4 protein-coding genes and 3 pseudogenes are annotated in these 9,403 nt (G+C 72.3%); 5 read left to right on the top strand and 2 right to left on the bottom strand.

What is annotated here, in order from left to right; all coding sequences use genetic code 11:
• From ABZY11_RS39900 to ABZY11_RS39880, 5 genes and pseudogenes are all read left to right on the top strand, one after another.
• Window positions 1-200: pseudogene (locus ABZY11_RS39900) on the top strand (hypothetical protein); the annotation flags it as partial.
• 4 nt (window positions 201-204) lie between these two features.
• The gene (locus ABZY11_RS39895) at window positions 205-1,131 is read left to right on the top strand and encodes a sugar ABC transporter permease (protein WP_356483864.1); all 927 of its coding nucleotides are present in this window, start codon (window positions 205-207) and stop codon (window positions 1,129-1,131) included.
• Window positions 1,128-1,985 (top strand): carbohydrate ABC transporter permease, encoded by an 858-nt coding sequence (locus ABZY11_RS39890; RefSeq protein ID WP_356483863.1) that lies wholly within the window; start codon window positions 1,128-1,130, stop codon window positions 1,983-1,985. Before ABZY11_RS39895 ends, ABZY11_RS39890 begins: the two co-directional genes overlap by 4 nt.
• On the top strand, window positions 1,982-4,015 hold the full coding sequence (locus ABZY11_RS39885) for a beta-galactosidase (RefSeq protein ID WP_356483862.1): 2,034 nt from the start codon (window positions 1,982-1,984) through the stop codon (window positions 4,013-4,015). The genes ABZY11_RS39890 and ABZY11_RS39885 overlap by 4 nt, the downstream gene beginning before the upstream one ends.
• A 20-nt stretch (window positions 4,016-4,035) precedes the next feature.
• Entirely contained in the window at window positions 4,036-6,216 is a 2,181-nt protein-coding gene (locus ABZY11_RS39880; RefSeq protein ID WP_356483861.1) for a trehalase family glycosidase, read from the top strand.
• A gap of 196 nt (window positions 6,217-6,412) precedes the next feature.
• Here the strand turns inward: ABZY11_RS39880 and ABZY11_RS39875 are convergent.
• Window positions 6,413-7,599 (bottom strand): annotated as a pseudogene (locus tag ABZY11_RS39875) (APC family permease).
• Window positions 7,600-7,778: 179 nt separating this feature from the next.
• A pseudogene (locus ABZY11_RS39870) lies at window positions 7,779-9,403 on the bottom strand (hypothetical protein); the annotation flags it as partial.

Here is a 9,403-nt window from a genome sequence, read left to right as displayed (position 1 = left end):
GGCAGGCGGCCCTCGACGTGTTCGCCCGGCTCGCCCGCAACATCCCGCCGGTCGAGAACAACAAGGACGACGCGAAGGCCTCGGACATCATGATCTCCGCAGTCACCGGCGTGATGCTGCGGGGCAAGGACCCACGCGCCGCCCTGGACTCGGCCGCGCGGCAGCTCGCCACGGCCACCGGCCGCGAAAGGGTGAACTAGCCCGATGGCCGTCGACACCGCCCACGACCGGCCGGTCGCCCCCGCCCGAGCCCCGGCCCCGGCACGCCGCAGGCGCCGGCGCCCCAGCGCGTGGATCTTCGCCGGACCCGCGGCCGCCCTCTTCGCGCTCTTCTTCGCCTATCCGCTGGGCGCCAGCCTCCTGCAGAGCTTCACCACCGAGGACGCGGGCACCACCCGCTGGGTCGGACTCGACCAGTACCGGCGCATGATCGACGACCCCGCATTCCTGGAGTCCCTGTTCAACACCGGGATCATCCTCGTCGTGCAGGTCCCCGTCATGATCGGCCTGGCACTGGTCCTCGCCGTCCTGCTCAACCAGTCCTGGCTGCGCTTCCGCGGCACCTGGCGCGCGGTCTACTTCCTGCCCGCCGTCACCACACTCGTCGCGTACGCCGTCGTCTTCCAGGTCCTCCTCAAGACCGACGGCGGCCTCGTCAACCAGATACTCGGCGCCGTCGGCGTCGGCCAGGTCGACTGGCTCAACAGCCCCACCTGGGCCCGCGTCTCCCTGATCGCGTCCCTGACCTGGCGCTGGACCGGCTACAACGCCGTCATCCTGCTCGCCGGACTCCAGTCCATCGGCAAGGAGCAGTACGAGGCCGCAGCGATCGACGGCTCCGGCCCGCTGTCCACATACACCCGTGTGATCCTGCCGCAGCTGCGCCCGGTCGTCCTGTTCTGCGTGATCACCTCCACCATCGGAACGCTCCAGCTCTTCGACGAGAACTACGTCCTCACCCGCGGCGGCCCCGACGACGCGACCCTCACCCCGGTCGTCTACCTCTACAAAGTCGGCTTCCAGCAGTTGGACTTCGGCTACGCCGCCGCCATCGCCTGGGTCGTCGTGGCCATCATCGCCGCGATCTCCGCCCTCCAGTACATCGCCTTCGGAAGGGAGCGCCGCCGGTGACCGCCCTCCAGCAGGCCCCCGTACGCGTCCACCCGGCCCGGCGGCTCGGCCGCATCGCCGTGCGGCTGTTGCTCGCGGGCGGCGCCGTCGTCAGTCTGGTGCCGTTCCTCTGGATGGCGATCGCCGCGACGCACTCCACGTCGGAGCTGTTCCGCTCGCCGCCGCCGTTCCTGCCCGGTGGCCGGCTGCTCGACAACCTCGTACGGCTCCAGGACACCATCGGCTTCGGGAGGGTGCTCCTCAACAGCGTCGGCATCGCCGTCGTCCACACCGCGCTCAGCTCGCTGATCTCCGCCATGTGCGGCTACGGACTCGCCAAGTACCGCTTCCGCGGCCGGGGTCTGCTGCTCGGCGCGGTGCTCGCCACAATGATGATTCCGTTCCAGGTGCTGCTCGTGCCGCTGTTCCAGATGATGGCGAGCATCGGCTGGATCGACTCGTACCAGGCCGTGATCCTGCCGTTCCTGGCGAACTCCTTCGGCATCCTCCTGATGCGGCAGAGCTTCGTCGACTTCCCCGACGAACTCCTCGAATCGGCCCGGATCGACGGCTCCGGCGAGCTGCGCACCTTCTACCAGGTCGTGCTGCCGTGCGTGCGCCCGCAGCTCGGCGCCCTGGTCATCTTCACGTTCATGGCGCAGTGGAACAGCTTCATCTGGCCCCTGCTCATGCTCAACTCGGAGGACAAGTACACCGTGCCCGTCGCACTCAACACCCTCACCGGGCTCTCCCACGTCGACTACTCGGGACTGATGCTCGGCTCGCTCCTCGCCACGCTTCCGCTGATGCTCCTCTTCCTGGTCTTCCAGCGGCAGTTCGTGGCCGGGCTCCTCGGCGGGGCGGTGAAGGGATGAGCCGCCTGACCCGTGTCCCCGGCATCCTCTACGGCGGTGACTACAACCCCGAGCAGTGGCCCGAGGACGTCTGGGCCGAGGACGCCGAGCTGATGCGCCAGGCCGGCGTCACGATGGTGACCGTCGGCGTCTTCTCCTGGGCGAGGCTCCAACCCGGCCCGGACAACTGGGACTTCGACTGGTTCGACCGGCTCCTCGACCTGCTGCACGCGCACGGCATCGCCGTCGACCTGGCCACCGCGACCGCGTCACCGCCCGCCTGGCTGGTGCGCGCACACCCGGAGATCCTGCCGGTCACGGCCGACGGCGTACGCCTCGAATTCGGCTCGCGCCAGCACTACTGCCCGTCCTCGCCCGAATACCGCGCCGCCGCGCTCCGCCTCACCCGCACCCTCGCCGAACGCTACGCACACCACCCGGCGCTCGCCCTGTGGCACATCCACAACGAGTACGGCGACCATGTCACCGAGTGCTTCTGCGCCCGCTCCGCCGACCACTTCCGCGCCTGGCTCACCGACCGCTACGGCACGGTCGACACCCTCAACCACGCCTGGGGCACGTCCTTCTGGTCGCAGCGCTACGGCACGTACGACGAGATCGAACCGCCGCGCACCGCGCCCGGACCGGTCAACCCGACACAGCTCCTGGACTGGCGGCGCTTCTGCTCGGACGCCCTCCTCGAATGCCATCGCGCCGAGCGCGAGGCGCTCAGGCAGATCGCGCCGGACATCCCGGCCACCACCAACTTCATGTCGATGTTCAAGGCACTCGACTACTGGAAGTGGGCCGAGCACGAGGACCTCGTCTCCGACGACGCCTACCCGGACCCCGCCGACCCGCGCGCCCACGTCAACGCCGCCCTCAACTACGACCTGATGCGCTCGCTCAAGGGCGGCCGGCCCTGGCTGCTGCTCGAACAGGCACCGTCCGCCGTCAGCTGGCGGCCGGTCAACGTCCCCAAGAAGCCCGGACTGCAACGACTCTGGTCCCTCCAGGCGCTGGCCCGTGGCGCCGACGGCATCATGTACTTCCAGTGGCGCGCCTCCCGCGCCGGCGCGGAGAAGTACCACAGCGCACTGCTCCCGCACCGTGGCACCGCGTCCCGCGGCTGGCGCGAGACGGTCCGCTTCGGCGCCGAACTCGCCCGGCTCGGCGAGGTCACCGGCGCCACCACCCCGGCGGACGTGGCGATCGTCCTGGACTGGGACTCCTGGTGGGCCCTGGAAGCCGACGACCACCCCTCCGCCCGGATGCGCTGGCGCGAGCTCCTGCGCCCCTGGTACGCGGCACTCCACGCCCGCGCCGTCACCGCCGACTTCGTACCCCCGCACGCGGACCTCGACGGCTACCGGGCCGTCCTCGCGCCCAACCTCCACCTGCTGCGGCCCGAGAACGCCGCACGCATCGCCGCCCATGTGCGCGGTGGCGGCCACCTCGTGTGCGGCCCCTTCAGCGGTGTCGTCGACGGCCACGACCACATCCACGACGGCGGCGCACCGGGACCGCTGAGGGACGTGCTCGGCGTGTCCGTCGACGAGTTCTGGCCGATCCCCGACGGCGAGGCGGTGCCCCTCGCCTCCGGCGCCGAGGCCACCCTGTGGAGCGAGTGGATCGAGCCCGAGGGCCCGGACACGGAGATCGTCGACTCGTACGTGGCCGGCGAGCTGACCGGCCGCCCCGCCGTCACCCGCCACCGCTACGGCACCGGCACCGCGTGGTACGCCGGCGCCCACCTCGGCGACGGCATCGCGGCCGTGCTCGACGAGGCGCTGCGGGCAGCGGGCGTACGCCCCGTGCTCGACGTCCCCGAGGGCGTCGAGGCGACCGTGCGCTCCGGCGCGCAGGGCACGTACCTCTTCGTCCTCAACCACAGCGACCACGACACACGCACGCCACTGACCGGCCCCTGCGCGGCCGGCGGCACCGACCTGCTCACCGGGGCCGCCGTCCACGACCACATCGACCTCGGCCCGCTCGGCGCCGCTGTCCTGCGCATCACCACCGACTCACCTGGAGAGGCCGGGAAATGACCCGTTGGAGAGACCGACACATGACCGGACACCGCCCCCTGAGCGCCCTGACGGCACTGCTGCTCGCCGGCGGCGCCCTCGCCGTGCCGCAGACGGCCGCCGCCCACGGGCGCCCGAAGCCCCCGCCCTCCTACGCCGACGTCCTCGACCTGCACGGCACCCCCGTCACCGCCCAGCCCGGCGACGACGAGGACAACAATCCCGTCACCGTCTTCGCCGACCGCGGAGCCTGGCACGCCTACGCCCTGCCGAAGGCCGGTGACAAGGACGCCTACGGCGGCTTCTCCGGGCCCCTCTACATCGCCCAGGAATACCCCTGGTGGCTCAGCAAGTCCTTCAGCCGCATCCGCCTCACCGAACACGGCCGCCCCCTGGACCTGGACGCCGGAGGCACACCCAGATCCACCTCGCTCCCGGGCCGGCTCCTCCAGACGTACGACCTCGGCCGCGGCCTGCGCCTCACCCTCGAACTCCGCTTCGCCACCGACCGCAGCGCCCTGGTCAGGGCAGAGGTACGCAACACCGGCCCGGCATCCCGCACGCTGGGCGCCGACTGGACGGGCGGCCTGCTGCGGCCCGCCGACAAACCGATGCGGGACGCGCCGTCGCTGACCGCCACCGGTTCCGGCGTCGGCGTCGACTTCGCGAGGGTCCGTGAGACCTGGGACTACCTCACCGACGGCACGGAACGCTTCGAGGTCACCCACAAGGACCGCGTCCGCACCACCGTGGACGGTGACACGTACCGCACCGAGACCGCGGCACCGGTGACCCTCGCGCCGGGCCGCTCGTACAGCTTCGACTGGACCGAGTCCTACACCTTCACCGCCGCCGAGCGCACGAAGGAGAAGGCGAAGGTCCGTGACGTACTGGCCCGCCCCGCGTCCGTCGTGTCCGCGTCCGACGCGCGCTGGCGCGGCTACGTCGCCGGGGTGACCCGGGGCGTTCCCGCCGACCGGCGGCGCACGGCCGTGAAGTCCCTGGAAACCCTCGTCACCAACTGGCGCAGCGCGGCGGGGCGGATCAAGCACGACGGCATCACCCCGTCGATCTCCTACAAGTGGTTCACCGGCGGGATCTGGGCCTGGGACACCTGGAAGCAGGCCGTCGGCACCGCACGCTTCGCGCCCGACCTGGCCGAGTCGCAGATCCGCTCCATGTTCGACTGGCAGATCCGGCCCGGTTCCACCACCCGCCCCCAGGACGCCGGGATGATCCCCGACGTCATCTTCTACAACGACCCCGAACGCGGCGGCGGCAACTGGAACGAACGCAACTCCAAGCCCCCGCTGGCCGCCTGGGCCGTGTGGGAGGTGTACGCGAAGACCGGGGACAAGGGCTTCCTGCGCGAGATGTACCCGAAGCTCGCCGCGTACCAGGACTGGTGGTACCGCAACCGGGACCACGACCACAACGGTCTCGCCGAGTACGGCGCCACCGTCGACCCGGCCAACAACTCCCCCGAGGAGCGACGCCTCGCCGCGGCCTGGGAGAGCGGCATGGACAACGCACCCCGCTTCGACGCCGCCCTCGGCACCGGCACCGTCGCCAACAGGGCCGCCGACGGAACGCTCCTCGGATACGCCCTCGACCAGGAGTCCGTCGACCTGAACGCCTATCTCGCCGCGGACCAGGGCTACTTGGCGCGCATCGCGGGCGCGATCGGCCGCGGCGCCGACGCCAGGCACTGGAAGCGGCGCTCCACCGCCACGTCCACCGCGGTCCGCACGACGATGTACGACCCCGCGGACGGCTGGTTCCACGACACCGCGCTGGGCACCGGCACACCGCTCACGGCCCGCGGCCGCGGCATCGAGGGCGCCGTCCCGCTGTGGACCGGCACGGCGTCCGCCGCACAGGCCCGCGCCGTGCGCGACAAGCTGACGGACCCGGCCGAGTTCGCCACGACCGTGCCCTTCCCGACCGTCGCGAAGAGCTCGCCCTACTTCTCGCCGACCGCGTACTGGCGTGGCCCCGTCTGGTTCGACCAGGCCTACTTCGCCCTCGGCGGCCTGCGCCGCTACGGCTACGGCAAGGACGCGGACGCCCTGACGGACCGGCTCCTCACCCACGCCTCGGGCCTCGCGGGCAACGGCCCGATCATGGAGAACTACGACCCCACCACCGGGGCGCCGCTCAACTCACCCAATTTCAGCTGGTCCGCGGCGCTGCTGCTGCCGATGCTGACCGGAGACAAGTAGGAGGCGGCCGGCAACCGTTCACGGAAGGCGCGGAGGGCGGGCCGGTATGCTCGCCCCCGCCGTGCCCGCGCGTGACCGTGCCGACACCGACGAGGAGTGCGCGGACTCGTGGGCCCCCCGGCGATGCGGCGGGCCCCGGCCCTCTCCGGCCTGGACCGCCAGGGTTGGACCGCGGTGCGTGGGCCCAGCCGTGACATCAGGACGGACGCGGATCCAGCAGCCGGAACCGCAGTCGGCAGATCACCGCATCCGTCTCGTGGCGTACGGCGTGGGCGACGACCGCGCCTCGCTGGTTCTGCAGCAGCCGCTGCCACACATGGGCCGGCTCGGCCTCGGCGACGAGCACGGTGATCCGGACCCCCGGATCCGCAGCCGTCAGTTCGCGTACGTACGCGGCGACCGGCCGGCCGACCGTACGACGCTCCGAGTACAGCCGGACCAGTGGGACGCCGGGGTTCCACAACTCCCACTCCCGCGCCAGGGATTCGGCCCGCAACCGGTCCTCGGCATCGGGGTGGCACACCGTGACCGCCCGGACCTCGTCGCCCAGCGACACCGCGGCGGTCAGGGCCTCGCTGGTGAGCCGGGTGAGGGAGGAGAACCGAGCGCGACCTCCGCGCACTGGGCACGGCGCACGGCCGGGGCGCGGAACGACGGCACGGCGTTGGCGATGGCCTCGACACCGGTGAGCGCCGAGCAGCCCGAGGCGAAGGCCTTGAGCAGCAGCAGCGCACCGACCGTGGTGGCGTGGTCGGAGAGCGCGGAGGCATGACCGGCCGCGGCCTCGGTGCTCACCGGGGCCGAGCGGAAGAGACCGACCGCGATCACCGCGAGGACCGATCCGATGAACACCGCGGTCGGCACGACGAACGCACGCGCCGAGTCGGCGATCCCGCGCAGATTCACACCGGTGATCAGGAGCAGCACGGCGAGGCAGAGCCACCCGCGGTCGTCGTGGAGACCGGGGAACGCGGAGGTCAGCGCGGCCACTCCGGCGGTGACGGCGACCGCGACGTTGAGGACGTAGTCCAGGACCAGGGAGGCGGCCGCGACCAGGCCGGTGCGGCGGCCGAGGTGTGTACGGGCGACCGCGTAGCCTTCGCCGCCGTCCGGGAACGCGGCGATGACCTGGCGGTACGAGGCCACGAGAACGGCCAGGAGGACGGCGATCGCCAGTGTGACGGGGAGCGTGAAGCCGAGCCCGTGGCCGCCGGCCGCCGCCAGCACCAGGACGATGGCCTCGGGACCGTACGCCACCGAGGCCATCGCGTCGAGCGAGAGCGCGGCGAGGCCGGTGAGGGAGGTGAGCTTGTGGCGGGCCCCGGTATCGGGAGGTTCCTCGGCGCTCGGCGCCGCGCCGGGGGCTGGGGTCGGAACGGACATGTGATGCGCGGTCCTTCGATCGGGTCCGCTCAGCGTGTGCCCGGCTCCGGCCGACGGTGACCGCCGCTGGCGCGATCTTGGCGCGGAACGGCGCACTCTTCGCGCGTTCCTGACGCGCGGGCGGGGACGGGGCACCACGGTGTCGCGGGGGACGGCAGCGCCCCGTCACACCCGTACCGTCACCCCCGCTCGGTCCGTAGTCGTACCGGCCCCATCAGACCGCTGACACGCTGCCCGGGAAAGACGAAATGGGTCGGGCTCGTCGCGTCCAGCCGGGGCGCCAGCGTCCCGAACACGGTGATCTCCACGGTATTGGCCCCGGGCGCGACCAGACCCGTCAGATCGAATACGTACGGGGAGCACACCCGCACCCCCGCGGTGACACCGCCGACCCGTACCTCCGCCGTCCCCCGGACCCGCCCGAGGTCGAGCGACACCCGACCCGCGACGACATCGGCGGCCACGGTCACCTCACGGCTGTACCGCACCCCACCGCTGTACTCGGCGAGGCCCTGGCTCTCCCAGTCGCCGAGCCGGATCCGCCCGGGGCCGACCGTGCAGCGCACCGGACCGGCCAGCGCGGCACCACCCTCGTACCCCGGGCGGGTCCGGACCCGCAGCGCCGCGGTCCGCGGACCGCCACGATCGACGGGCGGCAGCTCTGCCGTCACGGTGCGCACCCCCCGGGCGTCGACGGCGGTCATGGCGGCGGGGCACTCGGAGCCGTCCACGTGGACGGTGACCTCACCGTGCACCGGCACCGTCAACCGTTTGGTTCCGGGCGGGAGTTCGCACCACAGCCACTCCACGCCGCCCCGGCTCCCCGGAACCGCGAACCGGACCGGCACCACCGTGCCGTCGTCTGCCTCCGGGTCCAGCCACGCGGCACCCGGCAGCGGATGAGGGCGACGGCGCAGACACAGCGCCGCAGGATCACCCACCGGCTCGCGACGCACCCGGACCGGCCCGCGCCCCCGCGCATCCTCGGACCACCAGCGGGAATCGCTGTGCAGCGTCACCACACACCCGCCGTGCCCGTCATCGAGAACCGCGTCCACCAGGACCGCCCGTTCGCCGCCCCCGGACGTCTCGACCGTGATGTCGTTGTCGCCGACACGCAGGGCCGCCGCCACATCGTGCCGCCGTACCCGCGGCACCGCGTGCTCCGCGTACGGGTCGAAGCCGCCCTGTCTGCCGATGAGTTGTCCGTTCACCCGCAGTGTGCAGGGCACCCGGGCGGCCAGCTGGACGACGGCCCGAGCGGGGAGGGCCGACAGGTGCAGCGTCGTGCCCGTCGTCCCGGCCGCGTGGATCCACTCCGGGCGCCGGTAGCGCCCGGGATCGCGTACGAGCGCCAGATGCGCCCGCAGCTCGCCGTCGTGATCAGGTGACAGTTCCAGTTCGAGGAGGTGGACCCCGGCCGTTGCCCGCACCGGGCCCGTCGCGAGATGGCCCCCGTCGTCGAGAGCCACGGACACGCCGTCGATCCGGCCCCGCTTCGCCGCCGCGGCCCCGATCGCGAGGTGTCCGTCGAAGGCGTCGTCCAGGTGCAGTGCCACCCGCAGCCGCACCACCTCTCCGGCGACCGCGTGGCCGATGTGCAGAAACTCCTCCGGCACATGCCCCTTCGGCCCAAGCACCGCCCGGTGCACCGGGTCCTTGTACACGCCCAGGGTCTCGGACCATTCGAGTACCGACGGTCCGCCCCGCCCTGGTCCCTCGCGGAGCACGGCCGCGCGCGGACCGAACGTTGCGTGGACCGTGGCCCGTGCCGGCGGGCCGGAGCCGGAGGGCGCGGCCCAGC

This window comes from Streptomyces sp. NPDC006510, from assembly GCF_040611955.1.
Lineage (GTDB): Bacteria > Actinomycetota > Actinomycetes > Streptomycetales > Streptomycetaceae > Streptomyces.
The sequence above is the reverse complement of the archived record's forward strand: the minus strand, read 5'-3'. Positions and strand labels throughout refer to the sequence as shown.

Bases quoted from the DNA above. Each gene is read 5' to 3' on its own strand.
- ABZY11_RS39880 (WP_356483861.1), top strand. From the start codon at position 4,036: ATGACCGGACACCGCCCCCTGAGCGCCCTGACGGCACTGCTGCTCGCC.
- ABZY11_RS39895 (WP_356483864.1), top strand. From the start codon at position 205: ATGGCCGTCGACACCGCCCACGACCGGCCGGTCGCCCCCGCCCGAGCC.
- ABZY11_RS39885 (WP_356483862.1), top strand. From the start codon at position 1,982: ATGAGCCGCCTGACCCGTGTCCCCGGCATCCTCTACGGCGGTGACTAC.